The following is a 19096-nucleotide window of genomic DNA, read 5'->3' on the forward strand; positions in this document are numbered from 1 at the left end:
CATGCGAGTGGGAATCGTCGCCGAGTCCTTTCTGCCCAACGTCAACGGAGTGACCAACTCCGTCCTTCGCATCCTTGAGCACCTCAAACGGGAGGGCCACGACGCGATCGTGATCGCGCCTGGCGCCCGCGAGTTCCAGGACGAAGTTCCTGACTACCTTGGCTTTGAGATCGTTCGGGTGCCCACCGTTATGGTGCCGTTGATCGATTCGCTGCCCATCGGCGTTCCCACCACCACCGTCACAGCAGCACTGTCGCAGTTCAAGCCGGACATCATCCACCTGGCCAGCCCGTTCGTGCTTGGCGGAGCGGGGGCGTTCGCGGCCCGCCAACTCGGTGTGCCCGCGGTCGCGCTCTACCAGACGAACGTGGCTGGCTTTGCCACGAAGTACCAACTGTCCACCCTGGCTACCATGGCGTGGGACTGGACCCGCACCGTGCACAACATGTGCGAGATGACGCTCGCGCCGTCGTCGGAAACGATCAAGGCGCTGGAGGAGCACAACATCAAAAATATCCGCCATTGGGGCCGTGGCGTGGATGCGGAACTGTTCCACCCGTCGAAGCGCTCCGACATCCTGCGCCGTTCGTGGGACCCGACCGGTACGAAGAAGATCGTCGGGTTCGTCGGCCGCCTCGCCGCGGAGAAGTCCGTTGACCGCCTCGCCCCGCTGGTTACGGACCCGTCCATCCAGTTGGTCATCGTCGGCGGCGGCCCGGAGCGCGAGGCGCTTGAAGAGGTTTTGCCCAACGCCGTGTTCACCGGCCCGCTTTCTGGCGAGGAGCTCGCCCGCGCGTATGCATCGCTCGACCTGTTCGTGCATACCGGCGAGTTTGAAACCTTCTGCCAGGCCATCCAGGAAGCTCAAGCCTCGGGCGTGCCCACGATCGGCCCCCGCGCTGGCGGCCCCGTTGACCTTATCGAGCACGGCGTCAACGGTTTGCTGCTCGACGTGGCCACCTTCACCGAGGAACTCCCTGACGCAGCGCGTTGGCTTCTCGACGACACCCGCCACCCCGAACTCACCACCACCGCCAGGGCGTCCGTGGCCGACAAGACTTGGGAGGCGCTTGGGCAGCAACTCCTTGGCTACTACACCGAGGTGCTCGACTCCTACGAGCGCAAGGTGATCCACCTGTTCGGCCGCGATGTTGCACTGCCGCGCTGGGTGCCGGTGAAGCGCAAAGTAGACTGACGGGCATGTCTGTCGGCGACCTGTCTACCAGCACTCAGAACTACCTCAAGGGCATTTGGGCCCTTTCAGAGTGGTCGGATGCGCCGGTGACGTCGTCGTCAGTGGCAATGCACCTTGGGCTGCGGAAATCCACGGTGTCGGACGGGGTGCGCAAACTTGGCGAGCAGGGGCTTGTCACACACAAGCCTTACGGCACGATCGAACTGACCGAACTCGGCCACACGTATGCGGTGGCGATGATCCGCCGCCACCGTCTCATTGAAACGTTTCTGGTGGAAGCCCTCGGCTACACCTGGGACCAAGTGCACGACGAGGCGGAAAATCTCGAGCACTCCGTGAGCGACTTCATGGTCGAGCGCATCGACGCATTTCTTAACTACCCCACCCGCGACCCCCACGGTGACCCCATCCCCTCGGCCAGCGGGCGTGTCGACACCCCCGAAGCCGTCCCGCTGACCGGCGTGCAACCGGGCCAGACAGCCACGATTGAACGCATTGCCGACGACGACCCGAAACTGCTGCAATTCTTCGACAGTCACGGGCTTGTCGTCGGCGCAACCCTCGAGGTTGGAGAGGGTGCCCCTTACTCCGGCGCGGTCGCGGTCCGGCTTGCCGGCGCGGCGGAGGCGGTGCCGCTCGGCGAGGAAGCCACGGATTCCGTCTTCGTGCGCGTGGATGCGTAACGACGACCCCGCAGCACCCCATGCGGGCCGAACAGGTACACCACACCAAACACCACACCTTGGGCGAGCACAATCATGCCGCCAGAGGCTGTGTCCAGGTAGTAGGAGCAGTACAACCCCACGATTGCACACGCTGCCGACATGGTCGGGGCGATGACCAGCATCGTGCCGAACTTGTTGGTGAGCAGGTAGGCGGTCGCACCCGGGATGATCAGCATCGCCACCACCAGGATCACGCCAACGGCCTGGAGTGCCACCACTGACGTCAGCGCCAGCAGTGCCAGCAGGGCCGCACCGAGCAGGCGCGGATTCAACCCAATCGCGTGTGCATGGGTGGGATCGAACGCGTAGAGGGTGAAGTCGCGCCGCTTGAGCACCAGCACGCTCAACACGATCGCTCCCAGGATGGCCACCTGCAGCAGGTCCCCACGGGACACACCAAGCAGATTGCCGAAGATGATGTGGTTCAGATCCGTGTGCGAAGGGGTTACCGAAATGAGCACGAGCCCCAGCGCGAACATGGTGGTGAACACAATGCCAATGGCCGCATCCTCCTTCACCCGGGACGTATCGCGCACCAGCCCGATCAGTGCCACCGCAAGGAACCCAAACACCACCGCGCCAACGGCGAACGGCACGCCCAGAATGTAGGCCAGCACCACGCCCGGCAGGACAGCGTGGCTTACCGCATCGCCCATCAGCGACCAGCCAACCAGCACCAGCCAGCACGACAACAGCGCGCACACAACCGACGCCACTAGCGACGTTGCAAGCGCACGCATCATGAACTCGTAACCAAACGGCTCCGTAAGCAGCGCAATCATGCCGACACCCCCATTCCGAAGCCCTGCACCAAATTGTCCGGCTCTAACACCACTTCGGTCGGGGCGTGCATTAACACCCGACGGTTCAACAGCACCGTCTCCGGCGCGAGTTGCGGCAGGGCGACCAGATCGTGCGTCACCACAAAAATGGTGGTGCCTTCAGCGGCGAGGTCGCGCAACAGCTCAGTGATGGTGGCCTCGGAATGTTTGTCCACGCCGGCGAAGGGTTCGTCGAGAAGCATGATGCTCGCGCCCTGGGCGATACCGCGGGCGATGAAGGCACGCTTCTTCTGGCCACCCGAAAGCTGACCGATCTGGCGGTCTGCGAACGACTCAAGGTGGGTGCGCTCAAGCGCGCGATCCACAGCCGCAATGTCCTCCGCACGCGCGTGGCGGGTAAAGCCCATGTGGCCGTAGCGGCCCATCATGACCACATCACGCACTGTGACCGGGAACTGCCAGTCCACGTCCTCGCTCTGCGGGACGTAGCCCAGCACCTGCGTCTTGCGGGCGCGCATGGGGTCGATGCCGTTGATACGAACCGTGCCGCGATCCGGCTTGACCAACCCCATGATCGCCTTGAGTAGCGTGGATTTGCCCGCGCCGTTCATCCCGATCAGCCCACAGATACGGCCTGGTTGGACGCTCAAAGTTGCGCCGTCGAGCGCGACGACGTCGCCGTAGCGCACCGCAACATCGTCAACCGCGATTGCGGGGATCACTGCTTGCCCCCGTTCAAACCGTCGATGATCACCTTCGTGTCGTGGCGAATCAGATCCAGGTAGGTCGGCACCGGACCGTTTTCCTCAGAAAGCGAATCGACGTAGAGGGTGCCGCCGTACTCCGCGCCGGTGGCCTTCACGACCTGCATCATCGGGGCGTTAGAGACTGTGGATTCGCAGAACACCGCTGGGACGTTGTTTTCCTTCACAAACTCGATCGCGCCGGCGATCTGCTGCGGGGTGGCTTCCTGCTCAGCATTGACTGGCCAGATGTAGCGCTCAGTTAGCTTCGCGTCGCGGGCCAGGTAGGAGAACGCGCCCTCACAGGTCACCAAGGCACGCTGCTTGTCGGGGACGGCGGCGAGCTTGGTCTCCAGCTCGTCTTGCACAGCCTGCAGTTCGTTTTTGTATTTCTCGCCGTTGGCCTTGAAGTCTGCGGCGTGTTCCGGGTCGAGTTCGCTGAACGCGTCAACGATGTTGTCCACGTACTTCTGCACGTTCACCGGGCTCATCCACGCGTGCGGATTGGGCTTGCCGGCGTAGGCGTCCTCGGCGATGTCGATCGGCTCGACACCCTCGCTGACCACGGCGTGCGGCACATCCAGATCGGCGACAAACTGGGCGAACCAATTCTCCAGGTTCATGCCGTTATCCAAAATCAGGTCCGCGTCGGCGGCACGAGAAATGTCGCCGGGGGTGGGCTCGTAGCCGTGGATCTCCGCACCAGGCTTGGTGATGGATTCCACCTTGAGGTGATCGCCCGCAACGTTCGCGGCGATGTCCTGGATCACGGTGAACGTTGTGAGCACGACAGGGGTGTCTTTGCCGCCTGCTGCATCAGTGCTTTCTTCAGAGCAGCTCGCCAGGCCGAGGGAGAGAGCAGCCGTAGCGACGAGCGCAAGCACTTTGGTTTTCATCATGTCGTTCCTTTGCGTTGGGAGCGTGGAGGGGAGCAGGCAATCTGTGTGCCCACGCTGGCGAATAATAAAGTTCGGTATGCCGAACTGGCAAGTGGCGTAAGGGCGTACAGCCTACTTTTGTGGGTGGCGAAGTAGACCGAAGTAGACTGACCAACCATGGCCAAGGCGGATCTGGAGAAAAAGCCCTTCGACGTTGCTGGAATGTTCGACGACGTGGGCAAGAACTACGACAAGACCAACACCGTGTTGTCGTTCGGGCTGGACAAATACTGGCGACGACGCACCCGCGAACGCCTCGAACTCAAACCAGGGGAGAAGGTGCTCGACCTCGCCGCAGGCACCGCCGTGTCCACCGTCGAGCTCGATAAATCCGGCGCGTGGGTCGTGGCGTGCGACTTCTCCCAGGGCATGCTGGCCGCCGGCAAGGACCGTAAGGTGCCCAAGGTGGTCGGCGACGCGATGTACCTTCCGTTTGCCGACAACACCTTCGACGCGGTGACCATCTCCTACGGGCTGCGCAACGTCCATGATTTCGAGGCCGGCTTGCGCGAAATGGCACGTGTGACCAAGCCCGGCGGGCGCCTCGTGGTCAACGAGTTCTCCACCCCCGTCATCCCAGGATTCCGCACCGTGTACAAGGAATACCTGCCACGAGCTGTGCCAGCGCTGGCCAAGGTATTTTCCTCCAACGCGGAGGCCTACGAGTACCTTGCGGAATCCATCCGCGCATGGCCCAACCAGGAGGAGCTTGCCGCGGCGATCAACGCCAACGGTTGGGAAGACGCCGGCTGGCAAGATCTCACCGCCGGCATCGTGGCGCTCCACAGCGCCGTCAAGCCGCTCGACTAAGCCGCGCTAAGCGACGTCCCAGAGCGGGGCGTTCTTCGGCACCACGCGACCTGCCGCGCGCCACAGTCGTGCGACCAGGTCGCGGTCGTCTTCCTGCACTAGGTTGCCCATCAGGCGCGCCGCTGCAGGCATGAGGTAGCGCCCGCCCAAACCGCGCAGCGCCACCGGGCCAGCCAGCGGTAGGAACTGCGGGTAGGTCAGGAGACGGGCGAGGGTGCGAGCCAGCGTAAACGCGTCACCGTAGTGGCTGCGCAACAGCGCCGGCCAGGCAAGCGTGAGGTCGCCGCCCGCGTTGATTAACTCGACCGCCAACACCGCAGTTTCCAGCCCGTAGTCGATGCCTTCGCCGTTGAGCGGGTTCACGCACGCTGCAGCGTCGCCGATGAGGACCCAGTTCGGGCCCGCAACGTTGGACACCGCACCACCCATCGGCAACAGTGCGGAGGTCACCGCCTGCTCCGGACCGAGGTTCCACATCTCGCGCTGCTGTGCGGCGTAGTCGGCGAGCAGCTTCTTCGTGTTCACCTTCGCTGGGCGTGCGTCGGTGGACAGGGCGCCGCACCCGAGGTTCACAGTGCCGTTACCAAGCGGGAAGATCCAGCCGTAACCAGGCTGAATCACGCCATCCGCGTCGCGCAGCTCTACGTGCGAATGCATCCACGGCTCATCCGAAAACGGCGAATCGCAATACGAGCGCGCCGCAATGCCGAATACCTCGCCCTTGTGCCACTCGCGACCCAGTTTCTTGCCAAAGGGGGAGCGCACGCCGTCGGCAACCACGACCCACTTCGCGCGTACCGAGCCCTGATCTGTCTTCACAGCACTGATCGCGCCGCCGGAAAACTCCACACCCGTCGCGGCGCAGTTCTGGCGGATGGTGGCGCCGGCGGTGCGGGCTTCGTCGACAAGCATTGCGTCAAACACCGTCCGAGGAGCCGCAGAGCCTTCACCGCGCGGCCAAGGCGCCTCGACGTCGCCGCCGTAGCCGTGCAACTTCAACCCCTTGTTGCGATACGCGGGTACCTCCAGATTGAGTGCCTCGAGCGTCTCCACCGCACGCGGGGTCAACCCATCGCCGCAAGTTTTGTCGCGGCCGGGACCCTGGGCGTCGAGAAGCAAAGTCTGCAAACCCGCACGCTGCGCCGCAATCGCCGCCGCCGAACCAGCCGGTCCAGCACCCACAACCACAAGGTCGAAATACTCAGTCACGCAACTGATTGTGCCAGCGCCACCCACTGCTACAGAACCAAGGGCAAGTGGGCTACGGTAGGTGCGTTATCCATGTGCCCCTCCAACCTGCAAGGACGTTATCGATGACGTACGGCACCACCCCGTCACCCCGCCACGGATTCAAGATTGACCTTGGCGACGACGCACTCAACACCCGGCTCAACACCGGGCTAGAAGCGGTGGAGGACCTCCTCATGGCCGAACTTTCACGCGGCGAAAAGTTCCTCACCGACAAAGTCACCCACCTCGCCGCAGCCGGTGGCAAACGCTTCCGCCCCATGATGGCGCTGCTGTGCGCCGAGTTTGGCCCCAACCCGCGCGCCCAAAACGTGATCAGCGGCGCCACCGTCACCGAAATGGTGCACCTGGCCACGCTGTATCACGACGACGTCATGGACGAAGCTGAACGCCGCCGCGGCGTTGAGTCCGCCAACGCGCGCTGGAGCAACACCGTCGCCATCCTTGCAGGCGACATCCTGTTTGCCCACGCCTCACGCCTGATGAGCCGAATGGACCTGGCCACCGTCGAGCACTTCGCCGACACCTTCGAGGAACTGGTCACCGGCCAGATGCGCGAAACCGTCGGCGCACAAGGCACCAGCCCGGTTGAGCACTACCTGAAGGTCATCGACGAGAAAACCGGCGTGCTCATCGCGTCCGCCGCCTACCTGGGCGCGCGGCACTCCGGCGCGTCCGACGAGGTGGTCCAGCGTTGCGCGCGCATCGGCGACGCCGTGGGCATGGTGTTCCAGATTGTCGACGACATCATCGACATCTTCTCCGACCCCGAACAGTCCGGAAAGACCCCAGGTACAGACCTGCGCGAAGGCGTATTCACCCTGCCAGTGCTCTACGCGCTCGAAGAGGACTCCGAGGCCGGCGAAGCCCTTCGAGGGCTCCTTACGGGCCCGCTTACCGACGACGCCGACGTCACCCGCGCCCTCGACCTCCTGGGCCGGACACGCGGCCGTGAGCGCGCCTTGGAAGCCGCCCGCGGATACTTGGACATCGTCGAACGCGAACTCGACGCGCTGCCCGACATTCCAGCCCGCGAAGCGCTGCGCACCATGACCCGACTTACCGTCGAACGCGTAGGATAACCAGGCGATTTGCCTACATTACGGTGGCGTGATGTAAGGTAATCCCCGCACTTCAAACGTGCACGCCAGGTTGCCCGAGCGGCCAAAGGGAGCGGACTGTAAATCCGCCGGCATTCGCCTTCAGAAGTTCGAATCTTCTACCTGGCACAGGCACACCCCGCCGATCCCCATCACGGATCGGCGGGGTTTTTCGCTGTGCGGTGCTGTGGTTCTGCGGCTGCAGGGCGGTAGGGAGTGATGGCCTATGGCGTAGGTTATGGAGCGGTTTATGTCGTCGATAAGCATGCGTAAAAATATGCGCTGTACTGGCGATTTGTGTTTATAAACGATGTCGGGTTAATCTTCTCAAGGCTTCAACGGAGCGGGTCGCAAGATCCACAACAAAGAGGCTGTGCCCCCTTAGCTCAGTCGGCAGAGCGTTTCCATGGTAAGGAAAAGGTCGACAGTTCGATTCTGTCAGGGGGCTCTGTTGTTTGCTGGGGTCCTTGCACTTCGTGCGAGCGTCAGTGAACACATGGCGGTGTAGCTCAGTGGTAGAGCAAGCGACTCATAATCGCTGTGTCGAGAGTTCAATTCTCTCCATCGCTACTCACCTCAAACGGACGCCACAAGCGCCCGTGGTAGGGTTAGGCGCACCGAATAAGGTGCCCTAGGGGCGTGGCGCAATTGGTAGCGCAACGGTCTCCAAAACCGTAGGTTGCAGGTTCGAGTCCTGTCGCCCCTGCCAAAACAACCTGGAGGAGTTTTCGTGACTAACCCCAACGGTCAGAATGCCGCACAGCCAACCGGCAAGCGCCAACTGCGAGGGGTCTCGCCCGTGTCCTCCGACGGGTACGAAGCAAAGCGCACCCCCGTCAATGCCGACGAGGCCGAGGAAAAGACCACCAGCATCGCAACCTTCCCGGGCGAAGTCGTCTCCGAGATGAGCAAAGTCATCTGGCCGACCGGCAAGCAGATGCTGAACTACACGCTGATCACATTCGCGTTCCTCATTGTGCTCACCATCCTCGTCTGGGGCACCGACACCCTCGCTTCCATGGGGATTCGCTGGATTCTCATCCGATAAGTACAATTTCACGCGTAACGTTTCCCGCCACCTCGAACACCGAGGGAAGGCGGGATACTTTTTGCCCCGGTAACCTTGGGGCACACCCGCGAACATACGAGGAGAACAACCATGACTGAGGTAAACGAGGACGTCAACGGCGCGATCGAAAACAACGAGCAGGAAATGATCGACGAAGGCGCGCCCGTCGACCCCTCCACCGACCCGGTCATCCACGGCGACTCCGACCCGGCCGGCACCAACGAGCAGGATGACAACGCCGAGGCGACCGAGGGCGCGGAAGCGCCGGAGGCAGAGGGCGCTGAGGCCGCGGAGGGCGTTGAGGCCCAGGACGCTGAGGCTACGTCCGACTTCGACGCTGAATACCGCAAGCGCCTGCGCGAGTACACCCGCGAACTGAAGAAGCAGCCGGGCGAGTGGTACATCATCCAGTCCTACTCCGGCTACGAAAACAAGGTGAAGACCAACCTGGAGATGCGTAGCCAGACCCTCGAGGTCGAAGACTCCATCTACGAGGTCGTCGTGCCTGTCGAGCAAGCGCTGGAGAAGAACAAGGACGGCAAGAACAAGCTGGTCAAGCGCAAGCTGCTGCCGGGCTACGTCCTCGTGCGCATGGACATGAACGATGCCGCATGGTCCGTGGTGCGTGAAACCCCGGGCGTGACCTCGTTTGTCGGTAATGAGGGCAACGCCACCCCGGTGAAGCACCGCGACGTCGCCAAGTTCCTGCTGCCGAAGTCCGCCGCGGCCGGCGCGAAGCCGCAGGTCGACGCCGAAGGCGACACCGTTGTGCCGTCGGCGGAGGAGGCGCCGAACAAGGTCACCCACGACTACAAGGTCGGCGAGGCCGTCACCATCCTCTCCGGTGCACTGGCGTCCGTGTCCGCTACCATCAACGCCATCGACCCGGAGACCGGCAAGATCGAGGCGCTCGTGTCCATCTTCGGCCGCGAGACCCCAGTCGAGCTGACCGCCGATCAGATCGAGCGCATCATGTAAGCGCATTTTGCTTATCGACGACGCCCTGGCGTAACCTATCTCGTCGCGTGTGTTTTGCGCACACGCGACGTTTTCGTTTTCTCATCCCCGGTGGCTGGGAAAAACCCGGCATCCGGAAGCCTTACCGCTGTTCATCGCGGTGGCGAGGCTGTAACTAGGAGGTAATTGCGATGGCTAAGAAGAAGGTCACTGGCCTGATCAAGCTTCAGATCGAAGCTGGTATGGCAAACCCGGCCCCGCCGGTCGGTCCGGCACTTGGTGCACACGGCGTGAACATCGTTGAGTTCACCAAGGCATACAACGCTGCGACCGAATCCATGCGCGGCAACATTGTCCCGGTGGAGATCACGGTCTACGAAGACCGCTCCTTCGACTTCATCCTGAAGTCCCCGCCGGCTGCATCCCTGCTGCTGAAGGCTGCAGGCCTGCAGAAGGGCTCCGGCGTTCCGCACACTGACAAGGTTGGCAAGGTCACCTGGGAGCAGTGCAAGGAAATCGCCGAGACCAAGAAGAACGACCTCAACGCCCGCGACATCGAGGCTGGCGCCGCGATCATCGCTGGTACCGCACGTTCGATGGGTATTGACGTCGAGAAGTAAAGCGCACCTCGTCGCTTTACGTGGAAGGGCCTTCAGCCAGGCCCGCCAACCACAACTCCTGAAAGGAATCAAACATGGCTAAGAAGTCCAAGCGTTACATTGAGCAGCTCGCCAAGGTGGACCGCGACGCGTTCTACCACCCGCTGGATGCGGTGACCCTGGCAAAGGAGACCGCTTCCGACAAGTACGACGCAACCATCGACGTTGCGATGCGTCTGTCCGTCGACCCGCGCAAGGCCGACCAGCTGGTCCGTGGCACCGTCAACCTGCCGCACGGCACCGGTAAGACCGTCCGCGTCGCAGTCTTCGCTGAGGGCGAGAACGCCACCAAGGCGAAGGAAGCAGGCGCTGACATCGTCGGCACCGACGAGCTTATCGAGCAGATCAACGCTGGCCAGCTCGACTTCGACGTGGCTATCGCTACGCCGGACCAGATGGCTAAGGTCGGCCGCGTTGCTCGCGTGCTCGGCCCGCGTGGTCTGATGCCGAACCCGAAGACCGGTACGGTCACCCCGGACGTCGCTAAGGCGATCCAGGACTCCAAGGGCGGCAAGATTGCCTTCCGTGTTGACAAGGCTGCGAACCTGCACGCCATCATCGGCAAGGCTTCCTTCACCCCGGAGCAGCTCGCTGAGAACTACGGCGCGCTTCTCGACGAGGTCGTTCGCCTCAAGCCGTCTTCCGCCAAGGGTGTCTACCTGAAGAAGATCACCGTGTCCGCAACCCAGGGCCCGGGCGTTCCGGTTGATACCTCTGTGGAGAAGGACTACGCCAAGAAGGCATAGTCTTCCCGCAACGATTTCGCGCCTCGGTGGTTCACCGGGGCGCTTTTTCGTGTCTGGGGGTAGTGCTTTGTCGCAACGCTTAATGGAAGTAGTATTCGTTAAGTGTTGAAAACGGTTACCAATAGTCTTGTGGTTGTCTGCCTCGCCGCCTTGCTCACCCTGTTGACGTGTGGCGTGGCACTGGCGGATCCCGCCCGTTTTGATCGGGGCCACATCGATGTCTTCAACGTCACCGCCGACGGTGGCAGCCTGACTTTGGACCTGCAGGAGGACGTCACCGGCTCCCACGTGCGCCGCGCACCCGAGGATGTCGATTTGGTTGTCGGCGAGGCGGCCTACACCGACGAAACCGCCAACGTCCCAGAGATCGGCGAGCCCGGCTACCTGCTGCCACAGACCCAACGTGCCGACCTGCTGTGGCCCGGGTGGGACACCCAGGGCGTGCGCGAAGGTGGCTTCGGTCGCGTCGACATCGAGTTCCGCGAGGTCTCCGGGCCAGGATCCGTCTACCTGTTCCAGACGGGAAGCTTCGGCTCCTTCCAACCCGTGCTTGATAGCGACCAGCCGCAGCTCTCCTCAGGATCCCGCATTGTTCAGGACGACCCGTCCCACGTCCACGCGAACTGGCTGTTCACCCAGCCAGGCGTGTACACCATGAAGGTTGTGGCAACCGCGGACGGCGCCGAGTCCAACGAGGCGGTGTACACGTGGCACGTCGGCGACGCCAGCGCCGAAACAAGCGCCGAAACAAACGGCGACCGCACCAGCGCCGACACGAGCACCGGCACGCCCCACAACGACGCAACCAACAGCGCAGCCGCGGTTTCCACACCCGCTGCCTCGAAACCGGTAGCCCAGAAGCCGGCGCCCGCAGCAGCACCTGCGGCCAAGCCGGCGCCCGCCACCACCTCAGCAGCGGCGAAGAAGTGCACACCCGCGTTGCGCCCGATGATCAAGGACGACCGCAACGTGCCCGCCACCTGGAAGCGTCCGGAAGACCTTGTGTTCGGGCTCGGCAGCGCGGCGGAGGCGGACCTGCCCCAGGCGGTCGGCCCAGTGCCTGCCGGCAAGGCGTGGATGATTGGTGCGACACAGCAGGACAACGTGCCGTGGCTGGGTGCGAACACGCAGCACGAGTCGCTCATTGAACACACCACCGGCGAGGTCACCTGGGAAGTAACAAACTTCAACGGCCCCGGCCCAATGACCGTGTTCACCCAGGGCGGCCTGGGGCAAGTGGTGGGCGAGGAGTGGTTCACCGCGGAGAACGGTCGCGGCTCCGGCAGCCACACGATCCCGGCGAACTCGCACGTGCACCCCAATTGGGTGTTCGGTGCACCCGGCACGTACAAGGTGACCATCCGTCAGACCGCCACCACAAAAGGCGGGGAGAAGGTCTCCGGCGAGGCCACGCTGACGTTCAACGTTGGAGAAGCCGGCAACGCCGATAGCGGCCACTTCGATTTTGGCTCCATGTTTGACCCAGAAGGCAGCTGCAGCACCGGAGCAGCAACGGCACAAGGCAGCGACGCCGCACGCTCAGGTGACCTCGCAGAGACCGGCACCACAGTGATGACCGTGCCGTTCGCCATCCTGGGCCTCGGCGTCGCGGTGTTCGGCGCGGCGATGTGCACGCTGGACACTGCCTTGCGACGCCGCCTGATTGCCCTCGCAGGAGCCTCGAAGTGAAGCGCGCCAAAGCTATAGCGGCCCTCGGGTTGGTTGCGGGTCTGGTGGGCTGCGCGCAGGCGGACGGTGCGGTGGATGATGGCCGGTTGCGTGTGGTGGCGTCGACAAGCATTCTCGCGGATGTCGTGCAGAATGTCGCCGGCGATGCCGCTGACGTCACCCCGTTGATGCGTCGCGGCGCCGACCCGCACTCGTATGAGCCGACCCTGCACGCCACGCGCGACATTGCCTATGCGGACGCCGTGTTCACCAACGGGCTGTTGCTGGAGCCGCAAGCATTGAGCCGCACGATCGAGTCGACGGCGCGACCCGACGCGCGTGTGGTGGCGCTCGCCGAGCAGACGCAGCGCTACGGTTACGCCCCGATCCCGCTGGTCGAGGACGCGAGCTTGGACACCGTGTGGTTGGGCCTGCGCTTCGAGGGTGACCTCCCCGCCACCGCCGTCACCGAGCTTTCGCTTGTCGACGCCACCGGCCCCGGCAAAGCTTTCGCCTTCATCCTCGGCACGTTTGGCACACCTGAGTTGCTCTTCGACTCCGACGGCGGCTCGACCATGCTGCCGGCGGGTGCGCACACGCACGTGAGTTGGGCCTTTTCAGCGCCGGGTGTGTACGAGTTGCGGCTGCGCGCGTCGGTGCGCGACGCGGTCGATGCGCCGGAGCGCAGCTCCGCCGAGCAAACCGTGACGGTGGTTGTCGGCCAGGATCCCGCCCAGGTCGCGCCCGGGAAGCGAGCGATTGAGCATGGTCACGTGGACATCGCCACGCTTGTCGACGACACCACCACCCACCTGACCCTTCGCACCGACGACCACAGCCACCCCGGCCACACCGACATCAACCCCGCCGATGCCGTCGTTGTCGTACCCACAACCACCCTGCAGCCGATCCCGCCACAGCGCGAGTTCCGCTTCCTCGGCAACCCGGACGATGAGACCTACCTGCTGCCGCAGGCGGTACTCGGCCGTCACGTGCACGGCGAGCTAGACCCGCACATCTGGCACGACCCGGCCGCGATGAAAGCGGTGGTTGACGTGGTGCGCGACGAACTGTCCGCCATCGACCCGTCACGCGCCAGCCAGTTCGCGGACAACGCCAAGCGATACCAGTCGCTTCTCGACGACACCGACCGCACCGTCCGCGCCATGTACGACTCCATCCCTGAAACGAACCGCAACCTGGTCACCACCCACCACGGCTACGCCTACCTCGGCCGCGCCTACGGGCTGCGCATCGCAGGCTTTGTCACCCCGAACCCGAGCGTGGAGCCAAGCCCCCGCGACCTGCTGGCACTCTCGCGCACCTTGGACAACCTCGACGTGCCGGCCGTGTTCGTCGAGTACGGCAGCGAACAAGAAACGCCTGTGCTCACCCAAACGGCCGCCCAGCACGGGGTGAACGTGTGCCCGATCTGGGGCGACTCTCTCGACCCGCCCGGTCAGGGGCCGGCGCAAACGTATGTGGACTTTGTGCTGGCCAATGGGTCGTCGATTAGTAACTGCTTGAAAGGACAACAATGAAAAAGATTCCAGCCCTCATCACCGCCGCCATGATCGCGGCCGCACCCGCAGCAACCGCCCAGGTACAGGACAACAACCCCGCCCTGCAACAAGTCGTTGACGCCAACGAAACGATCGCGCCGGAAGGCGAACGCACCGTCATCGACGCAGGCCACGTTGACCTCGGCCCCATGTTCGTGGACGGCAACCTGCAATTCCTCGCCCGCGACGACACCCACGAACCCGCCATGTGGCGCCACCTCAACGACGTCGTCTTCGCCGTCGGCGACGCCGCCAAGCAAACCCTGCCCGACACCAACGACTTCGACTTCACCGGCGCTAAACCAGGCTCCGACGTATGGGTCGTGCCCCAAACCGAAGTCGCAGGCGTGCCATGGCTGGGCTGGAACTCCCAAGCCCCCTCGCTGCTCGAGCGCTCCACGTCCGGCATGAGCCTCGAATTCGCCGGCCACGACGGCCCTGGCGACTTCTCCCTCTTCGTCCAACCCGGCGGCTTCCACGAACCGCAGCAACTGTGGAACTCCCGCACCGAAGGCGACCAGTCCATGTGGGTCGAACCCAACACGCACACCCACGCCAACTGGGTGTTCACCGAGCCGGGCGTGCACCTGATCAAGGTGCGCGCGAAGGTGGAGGACACTGACGGCCAGGTGCACACCGACGAGCAGGTGCTGCGCCTTGCGGTCGGCGTTGACCCGCAGGAGGCGTTCGACGCGGAGTTTGCGGGCGCCGGGGAGGGGGCGTCGTCGTCAAGCAATGTGCTCCTGTTCGCAGGCTTGGGTGTGCTCGTCCTGGCGTTGGTGGCGTTCGCGGTGGTGTGGGGGCGTCGTAAGTGATCACAATCCGCGACCTTGCCGTGTCCTACCCGGGACGTGAAGTGTTTCAGGGCGTGGACGTCACGCTCAACGGCGGCGAATTCACCGGCCTGCTCGGGCCGAACGGCGCAGGCAAAACGACGCTGATGCGTGCGATGCTCGGGCTCGTACCCGCCGACGCAGGCACCGTCGAGACGACCGACTCGCGTCCGATCCGCGACGTCGTCGGCTATGTGCCTCAACGCCACAACGTCGCGTGGGATTTCCCAATCGACGTCTACACCGCCACCCTCAACGCCACGCTTGGGAAGCGCCCCTGGTTCCGCCGCGCTGGCGAACGCGACCGCATGTGGGCGCAGCGTGCGCTTGAGATGGTGAACCTTGCAGACCTCGCCGACCGCCCCATCAGCGACCTGTCCGGCGGCCAGCGCCAACGCGTGCTCATCGCGCGTGCTTTGGTGCGCCGTCCGCGCATGCTGCTTCTCGACGAACCCTTCACCGGCCTCGACATCCCCACCACGGAACATTTGCTCGGGCTGTTTCGAGAGCTCGTCGATAAGGGCCTGGGCGTTGTGATGTCCACCCACAACATCGTCGAGGCCGTCGAATCCTGCGACCGTCTCATCCTGTTCAAAGGCGGCATCGTGGCGGATAGCCCGACGCGCCTGCTTAACGACGACACCCCCTGGATGCACACCTTCTCCGTCGGCCCCGACTCACCGTGGCTACGAGGCGTGCGCGCACACCTGGAGGCCGCCCATGCCTGAGATTTCCTTCCTGCAATTCCTCGCCGACATGGCGAACCCACAACTGGCTTTTCTGCCACGTGCGCTGGGCGCCGCCGTGATCGCTGCGGTGCTCTGCGCGGTGGTTGGGTGCTTCGTGGTGCTGCGCGGCATGGCGTTCATCGGCGACGCCGTTGCGCACGCCGTGTTTCCCGGCATCGCCGTCGCCTTCGCCCTGCAGACGTCCGTGCTGCTCGGCGGCGCGGTGGCGGGTGCGTTGGTGGCGGTGCTGATCGCGGTGATGTCGCAACGCCGCACCATTAAAGAAGACTCCGTGATCGGCATCGTGTTTACCGCCGCGTTTGCTATCGGCCTGGTGATCATCTCGCGGGTCGAGGGCTATACCGCCTCCGTGAGCTCGTTCCTGTTCGGCTCGCTCACCGGCGTCGGGGGGCGCGAACTGGTGGTCAACGCGGTCGCTGGCGCCATCATCGTCGCCATTGTGGTCGTGCTGCGCCCGTGGCTCACCGCCGTCGCCTTGGACCGCGAAACCGCCCGCGCCATGAACCTGCCCGTCGCCGCGTTGGACCTCGCGCTGTATCTCAGCGTGACGTTCGCCGTTGTGCTCGCCGTACAGACCGTGGGCAACATCCTGGTCGTCGCACTGCTGATCACCCCGGCTGCCGCCGCGCGCCTGTTCACCGACCGGCTCGACACGATGATGCTCATCGCCGCCGCATTCGGCGTGGTTGGCAGCGTCCTGGGCGTGTGGCTGGCGTGGGCCTACGATTCCCCAACCGGGGCGACGATCGTCCTTTCCGTCACCGCCCTGTTCGCACTGAGCTGGCTGTTCGCGCCGCGCCGCGGAGTGTTCGCGAAGGTGGTGCGGGCATGAAGTTGAACCGACTTGTGACGCTGGTCGTCGCTACGCTTGCGTTTGCTGTGGCACCACTGGCGCAGGCGAGCAGCGAGCACAAACCCGGCGACCCCGGCCACAGCGTGACCCTCGACGCGGACGTCGACCACCCGTGCGCCGGCCGCAAACTGCTCTACCACTCCCACAACGACGCCCTCTACGGCACGCGCTCCGGCGGCAAGCTAGCGGTGATGGCGGTCGACGGCCAACAGGTCACCTCCCAAGACTCGGTGTGCTTCCGCCTCGCCCCAGACGCGGACGCCGACGGCAACGACCTGTCCAAACTCACCATCCCCGACGACGGCACCCTCGACTTCCTCGGCCCCCGCGGCAGCGAAGTCTGGGCAGCGCCGCAAAGCGTGGACTGGACCGACAACTGGCGCCCCATCTGGTCGGGCCTCGGCGCATTCGACCCCGCCCACGAACTCGACCCCACGTCGATCCCCACCAACTTCAAAGACGACGTCATGCACTTCGACCTCGTCGACATGGATGCGCCCGGCGACATCAACGTCATGTTCACCAGCCGCGTCTACGAACCGGAGCGACTGTTCGACTCCTCCAACCCAGACATGCGCACCATCACCTACGAAGTCGGCGGCCACGGCCACTTCACCTGGACGTTTTCCAAACCAGGCATCTACGCGCTGACGTGGCAAGGCCGAGCCGAACTTAACGACGGCACCACCGAACGCTCCGAACCCATCACCCAATACTGGCTTGTCGGCGACGACGCCACCGTCGGCCTGCCCGAAGGCACCACCACGGGCCTGCGCACCCCAAAGTCGGCATCCACACCCACTGACGCGCAACCGACCACGTCGGCGACTACCACGGTGGCCACCACGGCACCGACCTCACCAAAGGCCTCCACGTCGGCGCAGCCAACCACCGCGCCAACTCCTGTGCCGACACCGACCTCGCCAAAGGCCTCCACGTCGTCTAGCACGTCGGCGCAGCCAACCAGCACGCAGCCCAAGCCGGCACCAGGCACCTCCACGCCCAATGCCGCAGCGAAGGAGCGCGCGCTGATCAAGGCGGGTCATATGGATATGGCCTTGGTGGGGGAGGGGTCGTCGTTAAGCACAGTGCTCATCGATGATTCCGACCCCCTCCACCCGGCGCACCGACCCTCCGGCAGCTTCATCTTCGCCGTGCCCGACAGTGCGCGCACCGACCTGCCCGATAGCGTGCGCGACAGCTTCCCTGGCAGCCCAGCGCAGATGTGGATACTGCCGCAAGCACAGGACAAGAACCTGCCATGGCTGGGCTTTTCCACCACGGGAGTGTCCGCGAGCGCGATTGAGGAAGGCAGCCGGATCACGGTAAGCATGCGCGACGTCACCGGTCCGGGCCGCCTGATGACATGGCACGAGGATCTGCGAGGCCTGCGCATCGAGCTAGACTCGGGCGACCCTTCCAAAACGCTCCAATACCCGGTTAACGCCCACGACCACCAGGGCTTTGGGTTTACCGAGCCGGGCATCTACACGGCGACGTTCGTGTATTCCGGCACCACGCATGACGGTGAGGCGTTTGAGAAGGAACTCGTCGCAACGTTTGCAGTTGGCGACGACGCCATCACCAACGCCCCAACCAATCCCGACGACACCGATAACGCAGGCAGCACGGGCAACGCGGGCAAAAGCCTGAACGTCCCGCAGGCGTTGGCGGCGGGTCTGCGGCAGGTGGAGAAGGAGATCAAGAAGTTTGGCGACGCCATCGCGCCAGCCGCAAAACCGTCCACGAAGCCGTCTGCGCAGGCGACCACACAGCGGGCGACACGGCCGACGACACGGCCGAGCAACCAGGCAACTTCTCGCCCCTCGCGCACCGCTGCACCTGCGGCCTCGGCAACCGCTGCCCAGTCGGCCCAGTCGGCCCAGTCGGCTCGATCGGTGAGTACTGCGCGTGCTGCACAGGCTGCACCTCGCAGTCAGGCGGCGGCTCAATCCACGGCGAAGCAGTCTCCGACGAGGCGTGCGCAGGCAAGCCGTGCAGCGTCATCGCAACTATCGACGAGCACTAGCGCCCCCGCCACAACCTCCGCCCCTTCGCCGGAGCCCTCACCTGAGTCTGCGTCCGATGCTTCGGGCAGCGGGATTCATGCCGCGCAGCCCGTCGAAGGCACGAGCAACTCCGCGACGGCCGGCGGCTTCTGGGCTGGCCTCGCGATTGGTGTTGGCATCATGGCGCTCATCGGCGGCGCAGTACTGTTTGTTGCCGCGCTGAAATTGCTCCGTCGCGCTGAGCGGCACGACGAGCACTAGCCGAAGAGTTGGTCCATTGCCCCGCGGTTGGTGTTTTTCACCGGGTAGCCGCGGGGCGAAATCCATACCGGGGCACCCCGCACCATGACGATCCGGCCCCGTTTCTTACGCCACGGGTCATCATCATTGACCCGGTTGTGATACCTGCATAGCGGCGCCAGGTTGCCAATATTGGTCTCCCCACCATGC

18 protein-coding genes, 4 tRNA genes and 1 pseudogene are annotated in these 19096 nt (G+C 64.2%); 18 read left to right on the top strand and 5 right to left on the bottom strand.

Features of this window, described 5'->3' with window-relative positions; all coding sequences use genetic code 11:
• Position 1 precedes the first annotated feature (1 nt).
• Positions 2–1195 (top strand): glycosyltransferase family 4 protein, encoded by a 1194-nt coding sequence (locus HMPREF3145_RS02885; RefSeq protein WP_070421756.1) that lies wholly within the window; start codon positions 2–4, stop codon positions 1193–1195.
• Between the two features lie 5 nt (positions 1196–1200).
• Positions 1201–1878, top strand: coding sequence for a metal-dependent transcriptional regulator (locus HMPREF3145_RS02890; RefSeq protein WP_070421757.1), 678 nt, complete (start codon positions 1201–1203; stop codon positions 1876–1878).
• On the opposite strand, the gene HMPREF3145_RS02895 is transcribed toward HMPREF3145_RS02890, so the two are convergent.
• From HMPREF3145_RS02895 to HMPREF3145_RS02905, 3 genes are read right to left on the bottom strand one after another with little or no spacing between them, the layout of a single operon-like run.
• Complete coding sequence (locus HMPREF3145_RS02895; RefSeq protein ID WP_070421758.1) at positions 1779–2702, bottom strand: metal ABC transporter permease; 924 nt, start codon at positions 2700–2702, stop codon at positions 1779–1781. The two genes, HMPREF3145_RS02890 and HMPREF3145_RS02895, sit on opposite strands and share 100 nt — an antisense overlap.
• On the bottom strand, positions 2699–3424 hold the full coding sequence (locus tag HMPREF3145_RS02900) for a metal ABC transporter ATP-binding protein (protein ID WP_034997179.1): 726 nt from the start codon (positions 3422–3424) through the stop codon (positions 2699–2701). The genes HMPREF3145_RS02895 and HMPREF3145_RS02900 overlap by 4 nt, the downstream gene beginning before the upstream one ends.
• Positions 3421–4341, bottom strand: a complete 921-nt coding sequence (locus HMPREF3145_RS02905) for a metal ABC transporter substrate-binding protein (RefSeq protein WP_371325693.1) — start codon at positions 4339–4341, stop codon at positions 3421–3423. Before HMPREF3145_RS02905 ends, HMPREF3145_RS02900 begins: the two co-directional genes overlap by 4 nt.
• 159 nt (positions 4342–4500) lie before the next feature.
• Between HMPREF3145_RS02905 and HMPREF3145_RS02910 the strand changes: the two genes are divergently transcribed.
• Positions 4501–5193: a demethylmenaquinone methyltransferase gene (locus HMPREF3145_RS02910; protein ID WP_070421760.1), complete on the top strand. Its 693-nt coding sequence runs from the start codon at positions 4501–4503 to the stop codon at positions 5191–5193.
• A 6-nt stretch (positions 5194–5199) separates the two neighbouring features.
• Here the strand turns inward: HMPREF3145_RS02910 and HMPREF3145_RS02915 are convergent, their stop codons facing one another.
• On the bottom strand, positions 5200–6402 hold the full coding sequence (locus HMPREF3145_RS02915; RefSeq protein ID WP_070421761.1) for a geranylgeranyl reductase family protein: 1203 nt from the start codon (positions 6400–6402) through the stop codon (positions 5200–5202).
• A gap of 104 nt (positions 6403–6506) precedes the next feature.
• Between HMPREF3145_RS02915 and HMPREF3145_RS02920 the strand changes: the two genes are divergently transcribed.
• The 15 genes from HMPREF3145_RS02920 (at position 6507) to HMPREF3145_RS02990 (ending at position 18907) form a co-directional block, all read left to right on the top strand.
• Positions 6507–7523, top strand: a complete 1017-nt coding sequence (locus HMPREF3145_RS02920; RefSeq protein ID WP_070421762.1) for a polyprenyl synthetase family protein — start codon at positions 6507–6509, stop codon at positions 7521–7523.
• A 64-nt stretch (positions 7524–7587) separates the two neighbouring features.
• Positions 7588–7670, top strand: a tRNA-Tyr gene (locus HMPREF3145_RS02925).
• 246 nt (positions 7671–7916) lie between these two features.
• Positions 7917–7989: transfer RNA gene (locus HMPREF3145_RS02930), tRNA-Thr, on the top strand.
• Positions 7990–8039: 50 nt separating this feature from the next.
• Positions 8040–8111, top strand: a tRNA-Met gene (locus HMPREF3145_RS02935).
• A 63-nt stretch (positions 8112–8174) separates the two neighbouring features.
• Positions 8175–8250, top strand: a tRNA-Trp gene (locus HMPREF3145_RS02940).
• Between the two features lie 21 nt (positions 8251–8271).
• Positions 8272–8589, top strand: a complete 318-nt coding sequence (gene secE / locus HMPREF3145_RS02945) for a preprotein translocase subunit SecE (RefSeq protein ID WP_070421763.1) — start codon at positions 8272–8274, stop codon at positions 8587–8589.
• Between the two features lie 111 nt (positions 8590–8700).
• Entirely contained in the window at positions 8701–9588 is an 888-nt protein-coding gene (gene nusG, locus HMPREF3145_RS02950; RefSeq protein ID WP_070421764.1) for a transcription termination/antitermination protein NusG, read from the top strand.
• A gap of 170 nt (positions 9589–9758) precedes the next feature.
• Positions 9759–10187, top strand: a complete 429-nt coding sequence (gene rplK / locus HMPREF3145_RS02955) for a 50S ribosomal protein L11 (protein ID WP_070421765.1) — start codon at positions 9759–9761, stop codon at positions 10185–10187.
• Between the two features lie 74 nt (positions 10188–10261).
• Positions 10262–10972, top strand: coding sequence for a 50S ribosomal protein L1 (gene rplA / locus HMPREF3145_RS02960; RefSeq protein WP_070421766.1), 711 nt, complete (start codon positions 10262–10264; stop codon positions 10970–10972).
• Positions 10973–11074: 102 nt separating this feature from the next.
• Positions 11075–12661: a TIGR03773 family transporter-associated surface protein gene (locus HMPREF3145_RS02965; RefSeq protein ID WP_070421767.1), complete on the top strand. Its 1587-nt coding sequence runs from the start codon at positions 11075–11077 to the stop codon at positions 12659–12661.
• Positions 12658–14181, top strand: coding sequence for an anchored repeat ABC transporter, substrate-binding protein (locus HMPREF3145_RS02970; protein ID WP_070421768.1), 1524 nt, complete (start codon positions 12658–12660; stop codon positions 14179–14181). Before HMPREF3145_RS02965 ends, HMPREF3145_RS02970 begins: the two co-directional genes overlap by 4 nt.
• Entirely contained in the window at positions 14178–15017 is an 840-nt protein-coding gene (locus HMPREF3145_RS02975; protein WP_070421769.1) for a choice-of-anchor M domain-containing protein, read from the top strand. The genes HMPREF3145_RS02970 and HMPREF3145_RS02975 overlap by 4 nt, the downstream gene beginning before the upstream one ends.
• Entirely contained in the window at positions 15014–15763 is a 750-nt protein-coding gene (locus tag HMPREF3145_RS02980; RefSeq protein ID WP_070421770.1) for an anchored repeat-type ABC transporter ATP-binding subunit, read from the top strand. The genes HMPREF3145_RS02975 and HMPREF3145_RS02980 overlap by 4 nt, the downstream gene beginning before the upstream one ends.
• Positions 15756–16616, top strand: coding sequence for an anchored repeat-type ABC transporter permease subunit (locus HMPREF3145_RS02985; RefSeq protein WP_070421771.1), 861 nt, complete (start codon positions 15756–15758; stop codon positions 16614–16616). The genes HMPREF3145_RS02980 and HMPREF3145_RS02985 overlap by 8 nt, the downstream gene beginning before the upstream one ends.
• The gene (locus HMPREF3145_RS02990) at positions 16613–18907 is read left to right on the top strand and encodes a choice-of-anchor M domain-containing protein (RefSeq protein WP_070421772.1); all 2295 of its coding nucleotides are present in this window, start codon (positions 16613–16615) and stop codon (positions 18905–18907) included. Before HMPREF3145_RS02985 ends, HMPREF3145_RS02990 begins: the two co-directional genes overlap by 4 nt.
• Here the strand turns inward: HMPREF3145_RS02990 and HMPREF3145_RS11930 are convergent.
• Positions 18904–19096, bottom strand: a pseudogene (locus HMPREF3145_RS11930) (HNH endonuclease); the annotation flags it as partial. The gene HMPREF3145_RS02990 and the pseudogene HMPREF3145_RS11930 sit on opposite strands and share 4 nt — an antisense overlap.

Source organism: Corynebacterium sp. HMSC05C01 (assembly GCF_001807155.1).
Lineage (GTDB): Bacteria > Actinomycetota > Actinomycetes > Mycobacteriales > Mycobacteriaceae > Corynebacterium > Corynebacterium coyleae.